A 15,034-nucleotide genomic window follows, 5' to 3' on the forward strand; every position below is an offset into this window, starting at 1 on the left:
TTTCACATTGAAGATGAATCTATCAACATAGGAATCTGTAAACAAAATTTCCTTTTCTCCTTTAAAACGGCTCCAACTCCAATAGCCAGTCTTTCCGTCATCGCCTGCGGCACTGAGATACAGTTCATCATTGAGATCGAAAGTTTCATTAAGCGGTGCATCATATAATGATTTTCTAAAGTTCTGCCTATCGACATGAAGACGGAATCTGATTTTTTCTCCCTTCCACGGGTGAGTCTTCTGGCCGAACTGCCGTCAGGTTTCAGCGCCCAAATATCAAATTCATCATAAAGCAGGATTTCATCGTTGCTGCGGCTCCAGCCAGGATTTCCATACGGATCGTCCGATGCCAGCAGATTTACCTTTCCGAAAAAGGGATATTTGAGTTTTCCGCTTAAATTGACATGTATTTTCCTTTTGACATTGTAAGTCCACCAGTCATTGTCTTTAAAATAGGAAATGTATTTTCCGTTAGGCGAACCATACATGTATTCTAGTGCTCGCAGATTGTTTTAAAAGGAGGGTGTCTTTTTGGAAATTATCCAGATCTAATATGTAGTAATCCCTTGGGCCGCGATGTTCAAATTGAGGCTCGTATTGTTTGGGATTTGAAAGTACCGCATAGCTCAAATCCCGACTCAGCATAACCGATGGAAAAGTCTCAGAAGTAATCGGAAGCAGGGATTCCTTCTTAGGTTTCCAGAGCATTAATTTAGGACTCAAGTCAAATCTGCCATAGCGTTGGTTCTGTCCATAAACCCATTTATCATTCCCATTCCATATTTCAACACTGGGTTTTTCAATGGTGTCCTTTTTTTGTCTGGTCCTACAGAAAACAGAACCTTTTCCAGATCATCTGCAATCAATATCGGATTCAGCGCCGAGTTAATGATTCTGCTTTGCGGCTTAAGGCCTTTATGGTCGCCGGCATCAAGAACATAAAGCCTGCTTTGTGTAACGACATAATAGTATAAGTGGCTGGAAGATTTTTTACCTGACTGCCCATTGAAAACCAAGGCCCTGCTGTTTCTGCTCCAGGCTGAAAATTTATATCCAATCTTGCTGTCTTGAGCCATGCTTTTTAGCATCTGGTTTTTGCGAAGGTCAAATAGCAATGCGGAATTTTTCCCATCACTGTAAAAGGAATAAGCAAGCAATTCTCCGTTTGGACTTAAGGAGAAATCCGACACACCTGTAATCTCATTTTTGCTGTCTGCCAAAGGACTCTTAGTAATCAGTTTTTCTGTGTTGTCTTTTTCCTTACATAGGATGATAAGCTTATTTAATGCCATAGAGTATTCATATCGGCTAACACTTTCAAAACTTTCGTTCCTGTCAGTCACAGGGTCTAATACATGCGACTCATTTTTTTTCATAAAAATGAAGATGTTTTCCTTTGTAAAAAGTGATTTTGAGCCCGAAGGCGGCGCGTATTTTTCATTGCCGGCGGTACTGGCGACAAAAAGTGTATCTGCTTCGTTTTCATACTGCACAGCATAGCTGATCCAATGTGAATCGGGTGAGGATTTGTCCAGTCTAAGCTGTCCCCAAAGCTTATAGTCATTAAAAGCGAGTTTTCTCTTTTGCACCGCCTGTCCCGAAACGGGACAGGTTACTAATGGCAAAATAAAAAAAACATGAGCCAAAGCTCTAAAAAGGGTTATTGCAATATTTTTAATACCAGTGTGAATCATGATTATTTCTTTAATATCCCGGATTTTGCGGAAGAAGTTTTGGATTGTTTCCCAGTTCGGTCTGCGGAATTGGGAAAAGGCGGTCTTCAGTATTCCATCCTGCTTTGACAGGCTGTAATTTAGCATCAAGCATGTCCAGCCTTTTAAGGTCAAAAAAGCGATGTCCGTATTCCGTAAAAAGTTCCCATCTTCTTTCCTCCAGTACAGCGCTAAGCAAATCTTCTTTGGAGAGAGCCTGTGTTCCTGGCAGACCAGAACGCGACCTAATTTTATTTAGGTCTTCTTTTGCACCTATTAGATCGCCCTGCATTGCTCTGGCTTCAGATCTTATAAGGTATTGTTCTGCCATCCTCAGCACTACCGAGTATTCTTTTGAGACTGAAGTATTGGTCTGTTCTTTATATTTATACGGATGATACCAGATTTCACCTGCTTTTGATACGGCTTTCAACCATTTTGATTTTCTCTGGTCAAGCGCGACAAATGAACTGGTGAGTATCGTGCTTGCCGCAACAGATGCGGGAGGGCCGGCTGTAAATATGAAGATAGGCCCCTCTTTCGTATTTTGTCCTGCGGAGGCTGATTCAAACTGCCAGATCGTTTCTTTTGAGTTGATTAAAAAGACATTGTTGAGATCTGATTCGAGAGCAAACAAGGCAGTACTGTTTATGAGGGCAGATGCTTCATTTGCCGCTTCAGGATATGACTTGTTATAGAGGTAAATTCTGGACAGCAATGCACGACATACAAATTTATTGGCTCTGCCTCTCGAAGCACTGCTATAGGTTTCAGGCAATAGCGCCGATGCAGTCTGAAGGTCGGAAATTATGCTTTTGTATATTTCCGCGCTTCCGACTTTGCCAGCCGTGTTGTTTTTCTGATAGTCTGTTGTAGTAACATAAGGCACATCACCAAAAAGATTAGTCAGATAAAAATGCACCACCGCCCTAAGAAAAAGCGCTTCCCCTAAAAGCTGTTTCTTATTTTTCGTTGTAATCCCGCCGCTGTTATCAAGACCTTCAATTACTGCGTTAGCGAGCATAAATCTGATTGTAGGATGCGTTCCATAAGTTTGATATTACTGTCGATCCGGGCGACAGTGCATTATTATAAAAGGCCATATTGGTGCTTGTTGTACCTCCGTACGCAGTCAGCTCGTCGGTGTAATTTCCCAATATATTGGAAAGTCCGGTACCGGTGCCTGTAAGCAGTCCAGTATCACGAAGTTTAGCGTAAACGTTTATCAACGCCGCATTTGCCGTCTCATAGTTTTCAAAAACGGAACTGCTTGCAAGCTGTGATTTTGGCAGATCTGTTTCGACAAATGAATCGCATGAGGTGAATGTCAAAAGGACAATCAGTATTGGAAGTTGTTTGTAGAATATTTTCATGATTATAAGTTTAAAAGGTTAGCTGGATCCCTGCTGTAACTGTTTTAAGAGGAGGGAGAAATCCGTAACTGGTAAATTCCGGATCGCCGTCTTTGTATTTTGTGAAAGTCAGAAGGTTCTGCCCCTGTAAAATAACCTTGCGGCTAGTTTCTGTCAGACTAAGAGGCGACTGATAGGTGAGGGCGATATTTTTGAGCCTTATAAAGGACGAGTCGGAAATCAAGGCGTCGCTTTCAGAAAAATAAGAGTCGGCATTTACCGCCGCACTGTTGACACCGGTAGTATATATCTGATATGGTCTGCTGTCGCCTGACTGGAGCCATGCGTCAGCGATCCTCGCCGGCTGATTGGACATCGACCCTGCGGCTCCCATAGGAATCAAACGGTTCTGCTGTTTTGTAAATTGAAATAGAAAATCTAGATTCCAATTCTTATAAGCCAGCTGGTTTTGAAGACCGCCATAATATTTTGGATTTAGGTTTACGGCTTTCTGCCTGTCTAGCGGATAAGAAATTTTGCCATCCCCATTTATATCCTCAAATTCATATATTCCTGTCTGCACATTTACTCCTTTGAGCTGATAAACTAGGGCAATATTTAGCGGCTGTCCGATCCTGTATTTCTGGCTGTAGGTCGAGCTTTCAAGCCCTGGAAACGAAACCAGTTCGTTTTTTGGGAAAGTAAGATTGAAATTGGTCTGCCACTGAAAGTTTCCCCTTTTAATATTTGCTGTGCGCAAAGTCAATTCCAGACCCGAGTTTGCGACTTCCGCATTCAGGTTTGCCTGAATGGAAGCAAAACCGGTAACGCCGCTCAGCGGTATGCCGACCAGCTGATTTGAAGAACGGTTGGAATACCATGAAAAGGTTGCAAAGATTCTGTCATTAAGAAAACCAGTTTCCAGAGCCAATTCCAATTTTTTATTTATTTCCCATCCAAAATCGGGATTGAACAGTCTTGAAGGCCGCATTCCTATGGTTCCATTGTAGCTGATTCCTGTAATTGTATAGGTATCCAGATATTGGTGATCTCCAATCTGGTCGTTTCCGGTCGTGCCGTAACTGCCTCTGATTTTTCCAAAGCTCATCCATGAACTGTTCTTTAAGAATTTTTCATTGCTGAAGAGCCAGGCAAATCCTGCCGCTCCGAATGTGGCGAACTGCCGGCCGGGCCCAAATCGGCTCGATCCGTCGCGTCTGGCGGTAAGATTTATGATGTAGCGCCGCTGATAGCTGTAAAACAAACGGGCAAAAAAGGCCTGATATCGGTATTGCGTCTCATCGTCTGCAAGGATGGATACGGTCTTTGCTGCCGCAAGATTGTAAATCAAACTGTTTGAACTAAAACCTGTACCAGACTGGTATAATGCGCTGTTGATTTGGTTTTGGAAAGTTGCTCCAATCAGCAATCCTGCTTTTCCGAAATCACCATCTTTCTCCCAATTAAGTCGCGGTTCAACAATCCAGGATGACCTGCCGGTAATATTGCTAAACATCGAAGAACGCGCACTGCTTATATTATAGATGGGATTATAGATTGTGGAGGGTGTGGTTCGGGTTTCATTAGTTTTCAGGTCTGTGTATCCAAAGTCGCTTTTAGCGGTTATCTCCGGCGTAATTTTATATGACAGCAGTGCGTTTGCAACAAGATCTTTTGTCTTTGCCTTAAATTTAGAATTCAGCATTGCAAGAGGATTCTGCCAGGTTTGATTCTCCCAGTTTAAACTTCCATCTGGATTATAAAGTGAAGGGGCATTTGGCGCAAGCGTCTGTGCGGTATAAGTCAGTTCATTTGCAGGAAGGTTGCTGTTCTGTATATTATATACTCCCGAGAAATTAATCTGAAATCTATCATCTTTTGAAACGTGGTTGAGGCTTAACTGGACTCCTCCTTTTTTATATTTGAAATCGCCTGTGTAGACAGTGGTTTCCTGATGATAGTTTCCGCCGATTAGGAATTGTGTTTTATCAGATCCTCCCGATACGGAACCTTGCAGATCGTTGAGCTGAGAAGTGCCTCCCATCAGTTCTTTCTGCCAGTCGGTGTATCGATTCTGGTTCCAGGTACCGTTTATATCGTAATCCGAAGCGCCGTACGTCGTAATGCCGTCATTTATAAACGCCTGTTTTCTCATAGCAACATATTGTCGCGTATCCATCAGTTTCATGAATTTTGTTGCTTTTCCTGCTCCGGTAGAGCTTGAGAGAGTGAACTTTGTACGGCCCGCTTTTCCTTTTTTGGTAGTTATAAGGACCACGCCATTGGCACCCCTTGATCCATAAATGGAAGTGGCATCGGCATCTTTAAGCACTTCAATGCTTTCTATTGTTTCGGGATTAATGCTGTTTAAAGGGCTTGTACTGCTAGGATATATAGTGGAAGTCTGCGAATATCCGATAGGGTCAGAAGCATAGGGAACTCCGTCTATAATATAAAGCGGGTTATTTGCCGCCGCCCGAAGGCTATTCTGTCCTCTGATTTTGATATCAAATCCGCCTCCCGGCACACCTGTGGTCTGGATTATATTCACTCCTGCCATTCGACCCTGCATGGCGGCAAGGATATTGGTTACGGGCTGGGTTTCGATGTCTTTAGAAGTAATTCGTGCAATATTGCCGGTGCGCTCGCTTTCTTTAACCGAATAATATCCGGCATTAATCTTCACTTCCTGCAGGGTTGTGGTATCAAACTGCATCACAATGGTGATTTTGGTTCTCCCCGCGACTGGCATATTAAGAGTTTTAAATCCCAGAAATGAAATAATAAGCGTGTCGCTCGGCGACACATTGATTGAGAACTGCCCATTATAATCTGTAATGGAACTATTATTTGATCTGCTTTTTACAGCAATAGTTACGCCGGGAAGGGGAGTTATGCCGTCGGTGACTGTTCCCTGTACCTGATGCTGTAAAATGGTTTTGAAATGCCGTTTTGAAATTTTGGCGTACGACGATGAAAAAGATAACAGTATGCCAGCAAAAAATAGGCAATAAAGAGCTCTTCCATCCTTAAATAATGAAAAATAATTCATAATATTGGGATTGGTTAGTTAAATGGATATTTGATTAGCTAAGGTCCTCTGCTCTAGTTTGGTCAGCTATGACTGAGGGCCATTTTTATGTATTAAGGAATCTACTTAATTATCATAATGAACATAAATTTAATGCACGGGCTTTGATTGTTTTAAAAGTTCGACTTGAGCGAAACTTAAAAATAGAAGTCTGATTTGCTAAGAATTTTAAGAGAATTTTGAGCATAAAAAAGGCGCGGAACTCAACTTATCGTATCAAAGGCACTGGCGGCACCCTACCACAAATAAGTGAGCCCACGCCATATGACGTGAGCATCTTACTTATCCTCTCGTGGTATGTAAAACGCCAGTTTTTTGATACGAGATTCAAAGCGAATGCTTCAATTTTTTTTATGAAGAATCGCAAATTTAATAAATGAAAATCTATTATTTCGAATTATAGATTAAATATTATTCAAAGATAGTAAATATTATTTGTAATCCAAGTGGTTTACAGAATATTATAAGAATTTAGCAAAATTGCAGTATGGCAGAATTGACAACCGAAGATACTATACTACAAATAAAAATAGCAGAAAGGATTCAGTTTTTACGTTTAAAAACTGGGCTTTCACAAACAGATTTTGCTCAAAAACACCATATTGATCGCCAAGTTATTAATAGATGGGAAAGCATAAAAAATAAAAGAGGAGTTACAATATATTCAATTCAAAAATTCTGTAAAATGTTAGATATAACATTGAAAGATTTTTTTGATGATGAAAAATTTAATAAGGATGCTTAGGCATCTTTTTTTATTTTCAACTAAAAATTACAACAGGCATTTATACAGTAAACTTTTCACTTGTGAAGAGTTACTTTACAGCTAACTAATGCTTCAGATTATGGGAACCGGTACAATAATACAAAAGCGGTTTTGTTTGAATGTTTTTGTACTACGGAAATAACTGTATTTTTAGTAACAGGCATATATAAAAGCAACTTTTTTATTTGAGATGATTAAGTTGGTCTATTCGCTATCAATCAAGTAGAAAATCTGAAAACAGGTATTAATTTAGTCTCAAACAAGTCGCAGGTACTAGAAAATTATCTGAAATTTTAAAATTCACGAAATGAACGAAATTGCAGAAAAATATATAAAAAGTCTTCCAAAAATTAGGAATTTCACTTGTACACTTTTTAAAGATCTGGATTCTTACAAGCAAGCATGGAACAGGTGTTTTTGTAAAAATTGGAACGAAATATTTCCTATTCTCTGCGACTCACGTTTTTGATGATTTTGAAAAGTTATTCATCCCAATTAAAGAAGGCAAAACATTAATAAAACCTGGCGGAAGGATCATTAAAAATAATCCGAAAAAAGATCGAAAGTCTGATGAATTAGATGTGGCAATTTTAATTTTGGACAATCATTCTGTAAAAGATTTAAGCATTGATTATTCTTTTCTTGATAGTTCAGATATAGAGATTAATCATTCTTCGATTGATTTTATGAGTTACATAGTTTTTGGATATCCAAGCGACTGGTCAAAAAAATCACATTCAAGAAATTCTTTTCACTCAATTCCGTTTATTGGTATCACAAAATGTGTGCATATAAACGAGTATAGGAAACTAAAAAGAAATGAATATTTAAATTTAATTGTAGAATATGACCGACAAAATACTCCCAATCTGAAATCTAAATCGATTAGTTATGGGCCTAATTTGTTTGGAATTAGCGGATGTGGGCTATGGTATATCAATAATTTTGATTTAAAAAGCGAACCCAAATTAATTGGAATTATGAATGAGTGGTCAATAACAAATAGAAACAGATTAATCGCAACAAGGATAGATGCATATACTGAAATACTTCGCAATCAAGGAATAATTGATTTTCAAGAGACGGAATTATTCGGATTTAAATAAAAACTACAGATATCAGATACAAATATTGTTACATTAGTTCTATTCTTATATATCAGTATGTTTCTCTCCAGCCTCGATTGAAGCAGAAATCCTTTTTGGCAAGGGCTATGCCAAAAAGATTGCGACGAAAGCGGGAGAAGTCGCCAGACAATAAGAATAAAAAAATGGGGCGTAAAACCCCATTTTCTCCTTTTATTTAAGTAAGAGTGTGAAAAATTATTTCTTAGATTCTTCTATAGAAACTTTTCTGAACTCTTTTAAAAGTTTTTCAATTTCCAAAGATGATTTTCTTGCTCTAGCCCCTGCGGCCTTAACTCCTTTTTCAGCTACAGCTTCAGATTCTGTTTTAAACGTTTCGATTTCAGCGTTGATTTTTGCAACTAGGTCTTTCATTTGTACAATTTTTTAATTAAGTGGGCAAAAGTAAAATTTTGCCTTAAATGAAAACGGTATTGGTAATAAAATATTTTCACGAATTCTCTTTCTTCAGCTCTTTAAGAAAATAACTGGCCGAAATTCCTGTTTTAGAGTGGAATGCATTGGTGAATCGGGGAGTGGAAGTAAAACCGGCTTCCTCCGCCAGTGAGCCTATGGAGTAATTTCTATGCATGCTTGAGTTTTGGAGCAGTTCCACAAGATAATCAATTTTTAGATCATTGATATAATCGGCAAAACGCTTGCCGCTACGATGGTATATTACTTTTGAAAGGTATTTGCTGTTTGTATTAAACCGGACAGTTAAAGTGGCTAGTGTTGCCTCTTTGTGCAGGAATTTTTTATCCCTTTCAAATTTTTCAAGGTGTCTTATTATCTGCTGTACAGTCTCCTGCGAAATATCTGTTATTTCGAATTTATCTGGTGACTGTTTTTGGAAGGTGCTCTTTTCATTTTTTTCAAGAAGCAGATCAAATTTGATCTTATTGCGCTTTTTCGTTTCAAAGTGGTTATAGGTCCCATAAATTACAGCGGAGAACAGAACGACAACCACGCTGATTAAAATAACGTCATAATATTTCTCTTTTACAAGTCTTCGCTGTATTTTTTCTTTTTCAAGCAGAATTTCCTTCGTGTCATATTCCTTGTGAATTTTGCTCATTAGGTACTTATTGGTATCTGTTAATATAGAATCTGCTTTTAAAAGCTGGTCTATATAATACAACTGGGATTTCAGGTTATTTTCTTTCTTGTAATATTTAATCATTAATTCAAAAACTTCTCTTAAATCCGGACGAATGTAACCTTTCTCAATAAATGCTTTTTCCACCTTTTTAAAGTAAGGAACTGCTTTTGCCGGACGCTGTAGTTTCCAATAGTTTTTTCCAATGTAAAAATTGGCGATTGATTCATTTGCAAATTCTGTCATGCTGTCTAAATGCGGCATGACTTCCTGAAGCAATTGAATCGAAGTATGATAATTATTTAGAAAGAACTGGTTGATTCCTTCGGAGTGCTTAAAAAATAATTCCATCTCGGGAATCTTAAGGCGCTCACATTCTTTAATTCCAAAGGCATTAGTTTCGGAGCATTTATTGTAATCTCCAATCTTATTGTAACAAACACTAAGTGAATGCAGTGAATTTAAATAGGGGCGGGGTTGATTTTTTTAAAATATTCAATGCAGTCATTAAAAAGAGAAATGGCTTCATCATAAAATCCGAGGTAAAATTTAATCTGGGCAATGTGATATTTGGTTTTATAGATCAGGTAATCATTTTCGGTTTTGGAAATGCTTTTATTTGCTTTAATATAATAATCATAGGCTTTTACATAGTTTTTCTGGCTGTAATAGACTATTCCTTTGGATAGCTGAGTAGATCCGATCAGTTCATTGCTTTTTGACTTCAAAGCTGTCTGCACCATGCTGTCCGCGTATTTTAAACGGAGAATCATAGGTGACTGATGCGACATATTTTGATATGCATTAACTAACTCTTCATGATTCTTTTCCCTGCGCGCTTTTCTTAAATAGGCATATAAATATGGAGATGCTTTCAGGCTGTCATTTTTGTATTGATAAATTTTATCATCCAGATATCCATAACTTTTAAAAATAAGGGAATCAGGAATTCTGTTCGGAGTATTCTGGGCAGTTAAAGATTTAATTAGAAATAGAAGCGACAGTACCGATAAATTACATTTCATAATACATAGAAATTTTGAGTTTATGCTCTGATGAAAGCATAAATCAGATTAATAAAAAAATGTAGAAGTCGCTATAGAGCAACTTTCAAAAATAATGCAATTATTTGAATTTCAATATTTAATGTAAGAAAAATACATTATTGATTTCATGGAAATCGACAGTGGATTTTCCGAAAATCCACATACATGCACTTGATTTATGATTTTTTGCAATTTAGATTTGCCTTGAATTCAACAGCAAAAGATTCAGTAAAGTACTGAGCAAAAGTTCTGCTGGCCCGGGTAAAATGGACTGAGACAAGTTCTCAATTAACCAAACCATTTTGCATTATGAAAAATTTATTATTAACTGGTTTAATTATTTTATTAGGTTCATGTTCAAATGACGATTTTGACAATTCTGATTTAAGATTGGTTTCCAGCCAAGCAATCAGCAAAGAGAAAACTGCAGATTTTAAAAATGGGTCTGCTTTAGAGGAAAACTTTAAGGAAGTTCAGGCGGGGGATTACGTACTTCTAGTTCCCGCCCAATTAAAAGAAAAGATCATTTCAGTATTAAAAGCCCAACCTGGGCGAAATGAACTAAAGACTTTTGAGAAAAACAGTTCTGCATTAGATACAATTTCTTCTACGGAGGATCCAGTCTCAACATTATTTATAATTGTTGATGAAAGTACACTGGGAACGTCATTAAAACTTGATCTGAAGGGGTATATAGTTAATCTCGGAAATCTTCGCGACCAGCAGTACTACATCGTGGATGATTTTATAATTCAATACGAGATTTCAAAAAGACAGGATTCAACACTTCTAACAGATGAAAAGGAATCCATTTTATCTATTTCCTCAATTTCGGAAGCAGTTTTATTTAGTGAAAAGGACAGAAAGGACAGAGATTGGGAGACATCCACCACCAGTAGGAGTACCGGACATCAATGATGTAACGAGGTGATTGAAGTTGAATCACTTCCTACTAATATAGTTGATTAATAATTTTCTAATCTATCTGATTTATGAAAAAAAGAGCTTTGTTTTATATTTTATTGTTCCTTTTTAATCTTTGCAGACCTTTATTTTATAATGAAGCTTTTTGCCGCTGATCAGCTGGTTCAGTACGTACTTTACGAGGACAATATAATTGAGAGTCCGAGATTAACAGCGTATATTTTATACGTCTGCTGTTTGTCTAATTTATATTTCCAGTTTTTTACATGGATGGAATATTTTTTCAAGGATGAAATCTAAAGGAGATCTAAACTAAAAGAACAAAAATGATTAGAGAAATCTTAAATACTGAGATTAAAAGCATTGAAAATGATGGTATCGATGTAGTATACATTACAGACTATAAGGCAAAAAATATTGTCCCGGTCCCATTTTCCATTTCAAATTTTTCAGTGCTTTTAATCAAAAGTGGTAAAATGAATATCAAATTTCATGACGAAACTAATATAGTTAATCGGAAAGATTTACTGGTAATCCCATTTAATTCCATATGCACCAGGCTTGAAGCCACGAATAATATCCAGCTATATCTTGTAAGGACAAATTTTGATTTTGCATTTAATAATTGTTATGAGAAAGAGCTTTCGGATGCTTTTAGTTTTCTAATGTTAAAATCAGATCGAAAGATTAGTCTTCAGGAAACGGATTTTAAAGTTTTGTCACTTATTTATAAATTAATGTATGTATTGCAGAACAGCAATGACAAACCGGAAGTAATTACTAAGTCGCGCCGGATATGCTTTAATTTATTTATATATGAACTCAAATTTATACATTCGAAATATAAACCCGACTTAAATCTTGACTTTTCAAGAAGGGAGAGCATTGTAATACAGTTCCTGACTCTATTATCAATACATTTGAGAAAACAGCATCATGTTCAGTTTTATGCAGGAGCATTATTTATCACTCCAGGACATTTGAATAAGATGGTAAAAGAAAGCACAGGTAAAACTGCTAAAGCATTTATCATTGAAGCTATTGTCAATGTTTCAAAAAATCTTCTTACGGACTCAAGCTATTCCGTGGCTAATATTGCCGATGAATTAGAATTCAGCGGCGCTGAAAACTTTGGCGTATTTTTTAAAAGACATACTGGTATGCTCGCCAACCGAATTTCGTTCTAATAAAAAGTAAGTCGCTGAGATAGCTCCTTATTCTGCCAGAGATTGTTTAATTAAAACGATAAGACGATGATTAAAATATATCCTTTGGAATGGTTTGATTCGTTGATTATAAATTCATTTGATGCTGATAATTCTTCTTTAAAAGTATCGGAATATGAATTGGAGAATTTGAGAAAAACAATAGTATCTGAATCGAAAATAATTAAAATTCAAATTAAAGATTCTTTTTTCGAACTGAAAAGTAAAAGGCAGATTAGACTTCTTATAAGAAAATATCATTCTTCATTGGTTTTTTTATTAGACAGGATAGTAGAAATAAGAATGATCGAAAAATTCAATTCTCCTGATTTTTTTAGAATATTTGACCTGATCGTTAGTTCCCTGGACGATTTGCTGTCATTTGTAGAAATCAGATATTCGTCCTTTATGAGTTTGGACCAAAGGGTGTCCTACAGCTATTTTTCAATTTGGAAAAAAGAGACACTAGAGGTTTTAAAAAATGTGATTAAAAAAAGAAAATACTGTGGACAATGATCCAGAAATGGTATTTGTTGTTAATCTTCTTGCCGCGCCACTTCATAACAGCAGAAATAGTAAGTATACCTATCGCCAGATTTTGTATTATAGAGAGATAATCATCGAACTTGAAAAATTAAATTATCCAGTTACGGAATCAGAAGGTTTTTCAAATCTGGATCTTGTGCTTATAAGAATGAATTTTAATTCCAGAGAATATACCGATAGACTGGTAACTAGAATAGGCAGGTATTTAGAAGGTTTTGAGAATTTATCTGAAAGACTTGAAAAGTCGCTATACTTCTGCAAGAAACTATCTAAAATAAACGCAGATTTAAAATTGACCTTTAATCCATCTCAACAGAATCTTATCTCATTTTTGGAATACTGGTTCTCCAGCGAAATCAGATTTGCTGAAAAAAAGGCCGCAATTCTAATACAGGAACAGATTGATGCTTCTGTCGGGAGTGAATTTGTGGAGAAGGCAGATTCAAAACTTGAATGTATACTTTCAGGGGATCAGATTGGACTTATTTTAAGGGCGACAGATGAGGCGAGAATTATTAAAGCCAAGTCTATGAACTACATATTTAAAAGTATAGTGCCTTATCTCTCTACTCCAGTAAAGAGAAATCTTTCTTACCAGTCGGTCAGAAGCAAATCATATAGTGCGGAAGAGCGTGATAAGGAAATTGCTATTGAAAGTCTTGAGAAAATAATCCGCAAGATAAAAACGTATTAGATTTTATTGTAGTGTATAATCTGATAACCCTTTAAATTCGGGTATTCTGAAAGGGTACAAAAAGGGTACAGAAAAGTTGTACTTGTAGAAAATTTATTCTTATCGTTCCTTTGACCTGTAGAATAAATCACATCAAAATTTAACGGATAGTGATTTTCATAGAGGAGGATAAAATGTTGAACGATAAAATGAGGAGCTATGTTTACAAATATTTCATGGGGCAGTTATCTGACCGCGACTGGTATTACTATAATTTTCTGGTATCTAATAATCTTACTGAAATTTCACAGTAGTGATTTAAAAAAATCTTATCAGGTGAAAAGAAACTGCAAATACCATTTCTAAAAAAACTTCTAAAAAGTTACAGGAAATAAAATCGATATCCGATTCATTTCCGAAATCTTTCGATACTCTGGAAGATGCGGAAAATCTATCCCAGCGTATTAAAGAAGCTGTTAAAGAAAGCGCAGAAAAACAACTAACAAAGCGAGCAGTTTCAAAACTACCTGCGAATGCTTCTGGATGAATATCCTTATGTCAAAGTTTCCTCCGTCAGAGAAAACATTAACCAACAAATGGTCTTTGAATCTCAAAAGTATCCCAATCTGCTCTTAACGCTCAGCGAAGCAGACAGTCTTTGGGAAGGACCGATATTTTAAAAAATTCAGAGGAGGAATATTCCCCGTTCTCTCTGGTGCGGTATGGCTTTATGTGACAGGAAAATAGAGCGACAACGGCGGTATTCCTCTTCTTTTTATCAAAGAATAACTTTAAAAATGATTTGTGATGAAAAAATGCAGATGGAAATTAAAAAGTCTTTTTAGACGATTTAGAGCTATGGGATCGTCGTCGCTGATGATTTTGCTGAGTAATGTTATTTACAGCCAGGATGGTGTGGCGGGAATTAATGAAGCCAACCAGAAAGTGAGAAGCTATTTTGATGCCGGCACTGAACTGATGTACGCAGTAGGAGCAATCCTCGGGCTGATAGGTGCCGTGAAAGTGTACCAGAAATGGAATGCGGGCGATCCTGATACTGGAAAAGTTGCTGCAGACCTGGTTTGGAAGCTGTGTGTTTCTGGTGGTAGTCGCTACTGTCATTAAATCCTTTTTCGGGGTTTAAACGATAGAGAAGATGAGTAACAGCGTTTATTCGATCAATAAAGGAATCAATCAGAGCATAGAATTTAAGGGACTTAAAGCGCAGTACATCTGGTATTTGGGCGGAGGTGTTGTAGGTCTTATGATTCTATTTGCTGTCTTGTATATAATTGGAATTCCTTCCTTGATATGCATTGGTTTTGTTGGAACGGCGGGAGGTTTTCTTGTTTTTAAAATATACAGAATGAGTAATACTTACGGTGAATACGGAATGATGAAGGCTCTGGCTAAAAAACAGATTCCTAAGCGGATTAAAGTTTACAGCAGAGAGGTTTTTATGAAGCTATAGCTGTAGAGCGTTAATGATATAATGG

15 protein-coding genes and 1 pseudogene are annotated in these 15,034 nt (G+C 37.0%); 8 read left to right on the plus strand and 8 right to left on the minus strand.

Annotated features, from left to right (window positions below; translation table 11 throughout):
* Positions 1 to 2: 2 nt before the first annotated feature.
* From ACQ9BO_RS09360 to ACQ9BO_RS09380, 5 genes are all read right to left on the minus strand, one after another.
* Entirely contained in the window at positions 3 to 488 is a 486-nt protein-coding gene (locus ACQ9BO_RS09360) for a hypothetical protein (RefSeq protein WP_431244493.1), read from the minus strand.
* Positions 489 to 719: 231 nt separating this feature from the next.
* Complete coding sequence (locus ACQ9BO_RS09365) at positions 720 to 1,694, minus strand: hypothetical protein (protein WP_431244494.1); 975 nt, start codon at positions 1,692 to 1,694, stop codon at positions 720 to 722.
* 10 nt (positions 1,695 to 1,704) lie between these two features.
* On the minus strand, positions 1,705 to 2,736 hold the full coding sequence (locus ACQ9BO_RS09370; RefSeq protein WP_431244495.1) for a RagB/SusD family nutrient uptake outer membrane protein: 1,032 nt from the start codon (positions 2,734 to 2,736) through the stop codon (positions 1,705 to 1,707).
* Positions 2,726 to 3,085 (minus strand): hypothetical protein, encoded by a 360-nt coding sequence (locus tag ACQ9BO_RS09375; protein ID WP_431244496.1) that lies wholly within the window; start codon positions 3,083 to 3,085, stop codon positions 2,726 to 2,728. Before ACQ9BO_RS09375 ends, ACQ9BO_RS09370 begins: the two co-directional genes overlap by 11 nt.
* 10 nt (positions 3,086 to 3,095) lie before the next feature.
* Positions 3,096 to 6,116, minus strand: coding sequence for a SusC/RagA family TonB-linked outer membrane protein (locus tag ACQ9BO_RS09380; RefSeq protein ID WP_431244497.1), 3,021 nt, complete (start codon positions 6,114 to 6,116; stop codon positions 3,096 to 3,098).
* Between the two features lie 526 nt (positions 6,117 to 6,642).
* Here ACQ9BO_RS09380 and ACQ9BO_RS09385 point away from each other — a divergent pair.
* The gene (locus tag ACQ9BO_RS09385) at positions 6,643 to 6,900 is read left to right on the plus strand and encodes a helix-turn-helix domain-containing protein (protein ID WP_109192301.1); all 258 of its coding nucleotides are present in this window, start codon (positions 6,643 to 6,645) and stop codon (positions 6,898 to 6,900) included.
* A 602-nt stretch (positions 6,901 to 7,502) separates the two neighbouring features.
* Positions 7,503 to 8,027 (plus strand): hypothetical protein, encoded by a 525-nt coding sequence (locus tag ACQ9BO_RS09390; protein ID WP_431244498.1) that lies wholly within the window; start codon positions 7,503 to 7,505, stop codon positions 8,025 to 8,027.
* A 216-nt stretch (positions 8,028 to 8,243) separates the two neighbouring features.
* Here the strand turns inward: ACQ9BO_RS09390 and ACQ9BO_RS09395 are convergent, their stop codons facing one another.
* From ACQ9BO_RS09395 to ACQ9BO_RS09405, 3 genes are all read right to left on the minus strand, one after another.
* Positions 8,244 to 8,420, minus strand: coding sequence for a histone H1 (locus ACQ9BO_RS09395; RefSeq protein WP_042565375.1), 177 nt, complete (start codon positions 8,418 to 8,420; stop codon positions 8,244 to 8,246).
* Between the two features lie 76 nt (positions 8,421 to 8,496).
* Positions 8,497 to 9,495, minus strand: coding sequence for a helix-turn-helix domain-containing protein (locus ACQ9BO_RS09400; RefSeq protein WP_431244499.1), 999 nt, complete (start codon positions 9,493 to 9,495; stop codon positions 8,497 to 8,499).
* Positions 9,496 to 9,605: 110 nt separating this feature from the next.
* Positions 9,606 to 10,169, minus strand: coding sequence for a tetratricopeptide repeat protein (locus tag ACQ9BO_RS09405; RefSeq protein WP_431244500.1), 564 nt, complete (start codon positions 10,167 to 10,169; stop codon positions 9,606 to 9,608).
* Between the two features lie 330 nt (positions 10,170 to 10,499).
* Here ACQ9BO_RS09405 and ACQ9BO_RS09410 point away from each other — a divergent pair, with 330 nt between their 5' ends.
* The 6 genes and pseudogenes from ACQ9BO_RS09410 (at position 10,500) to ACQ9BO_RS09435 (ending at position 15,009) form a co-directional block, all read left to right on the plus strand.
* Positions 10,500 to 11,108: a hypothetical protein gene (locus ACQ9BO_RS09410; RefSeq protein WP_431244501.1), complete on the plus strand. Its 609-nt coding sequence runs from the start codon at positions 10,500 to 10,502 to the stop codon at positions 11,106 to 11,108.
* Between the two features lie 332 nt (positions 11,109 to 11,440).
* Positions 11,441 to 12,301, plus strand: coding sequence for a helix-turn-helix domain-containing protein (locus ACQ9BO_RS09415; RefSeq protein ID WP_431244502.1), 861 nt, complete (start codon positions 11,441 to 11,443; stop codon positions 12,299 to 12,301).
* A gap of 66 nt (positions 12,302 to 12,367) precedes the next feature.
* Positions 12,368 to 12,835, plus strand: coding sequence for a hypothetical protein (locus ACQ9BO_RS09420; protein WP_431244503.1), 468 nt, complete (start codon positions 12,368 to 12,370; stop codon positions 12,833 to 12,835).
* Positions 12,825 to 13,559 (plus strand): hypothetical protein, encoded by a 735-nt coding sequence (locus ACQ9BO_RS09425; protein ID WP_431244504.1) that lies wholly within the window; start codon positions 12,825 to 12,827, stop codon positions 13,557 to 13,559. Before ACQ9BO_RS09420 ends, ACQ9BO_RS09425 begins: the two co-directional genes overlap by 11 nt.
* A gap of 837 nt (positions 13,560 to 14,396) precedes the next feature.
* Positions 14,397 to 14,682, plus strand: a pseudogene (locus tag ACQ9BO_RS09430) (DUF4134 domain-containing protein).
* 12 nt (positions 14,683 to 14,694) lie between these two features.
* A complete protein-coding gene (locus ACQ9BO_RS09435) occupies positions 14,695 to 15,009 on the plus strand; it encodes a DUF4133 domain-containing protein (protein ID WP_431244505.1) in 315 nt (104 codons plus the stop codon).
* Positions 15,010 to 15,034 lie beyond the last annotated feature (25 nt).

It is taken from the genome of Flavobacterium sp. P21, from assembly GCF_050632225.1.
GTDB lineage: Bacteria > Bacteroidota > Bacteroidia > Flavobacteriales > Flavobacteriaceae > Flavobacterium.

What these genes read in the sequence shown, in the direction of transcription:
- ACQ9BO_RS09360 (WP_431244493.1), bottom strand. Translation starts at nt 488, where the DNA reads ATGTATGGTTCGCCTAACGGAAAATACATTTCCTATTTTAAAGACAAT.
- ACQ9BO_RS09365 (WP_431244494.1), bottom strand. Translation starts at nt 1,694, where the DNA reads ATGATTCACACTGGTATTAAAAATATTGCAATAACCCTTTTTAGAGCT.
- ACQ9BO_RS09370 (WP_431244495.1), bottom strand. Translation starts at nt 2,736, where the DNA reads ATGCTCGCTAACGCAGTAATTGAAGGTCTTGATAACAGCGGCGGGATT.
- ACQ9BO_RS09375 (WP_431244496.1), bottom strand. Translation starts at nt 3,085, where the DNA reads ATGAAAATATTCTACAAACAACTTCCAATACTGATTGTCCTTTTGACA.
- ACQ9BO_RS09380 (WP_431244497.1), bottom strand. Translation starts at nt 6,116, where the DNA reads ATGAATTATTTTTCATTATTTAAGGATGGAAGAGCTCTTTATTGCCTA.
- ACQ9BO_RS09385 (WP_109192301.1), top strand. Translation starts at nt 6,643, where the DNA reads ATGGCAGAATTGACAACCGAAGATACTATACTACAAATAAAAATAGCA.
- ACQ9BO_RS09395 (WP_042565375.1), bottom strand. Translation starts at nt 8,420, where the DNA reads ATGAAAGACCTAGTTGCAAAAATCAACGCTGAAATCGAAACGTTTAAA.
- ACQ9BO_RS09400 (WP_431244499.1), bottom strand. Translation starts at nt 9,495, where the DNA reads ATGGAATTATTTTTTAAGCACTCCGAAGGAATCAACCAGTTCTTTCTA.
- ACQ9BO_RS09405 (WP_431244500.1), bottom strand. Translation starts at nt 10,169, where the DNA reads ATGAAATGTAATTTATCGGTACTGTCGCTTCTATTTCTAATTAAATCT.
- ACQ9BO_RS09410 (WP_431244501.1), top strand. Translation starts at nt 10,500, where the DNA reads ATGAAAAATTTATTATTAACTGGTTTAATTATTTTATTAGGTTCATGT.
- ACQ9BO_RS09415 (WP_431244502.1), top strand. Translation starts at nt 11,441, where the DNA reads ATGATTAGAGAAATCTTAAATACTGAGATTAAAAGCATTGAAAATGAT.
- ACQ9BO_RS09420 (WP_431244503.1), top strand. Translation starts at nt 12,368, where the DNA reads ATGATTAAAATATATCCTTTGGAATGGTTTGATTCGTTGATTATAAAT.
- ACQ9BO_RS09435 (WP_431244505.1), top strand. Translation starts at nt 14,695, where the DNA reads ATGAGTAACAGCGTTTATTCGATCAATAAAGGAATCAATCAGAGCATA.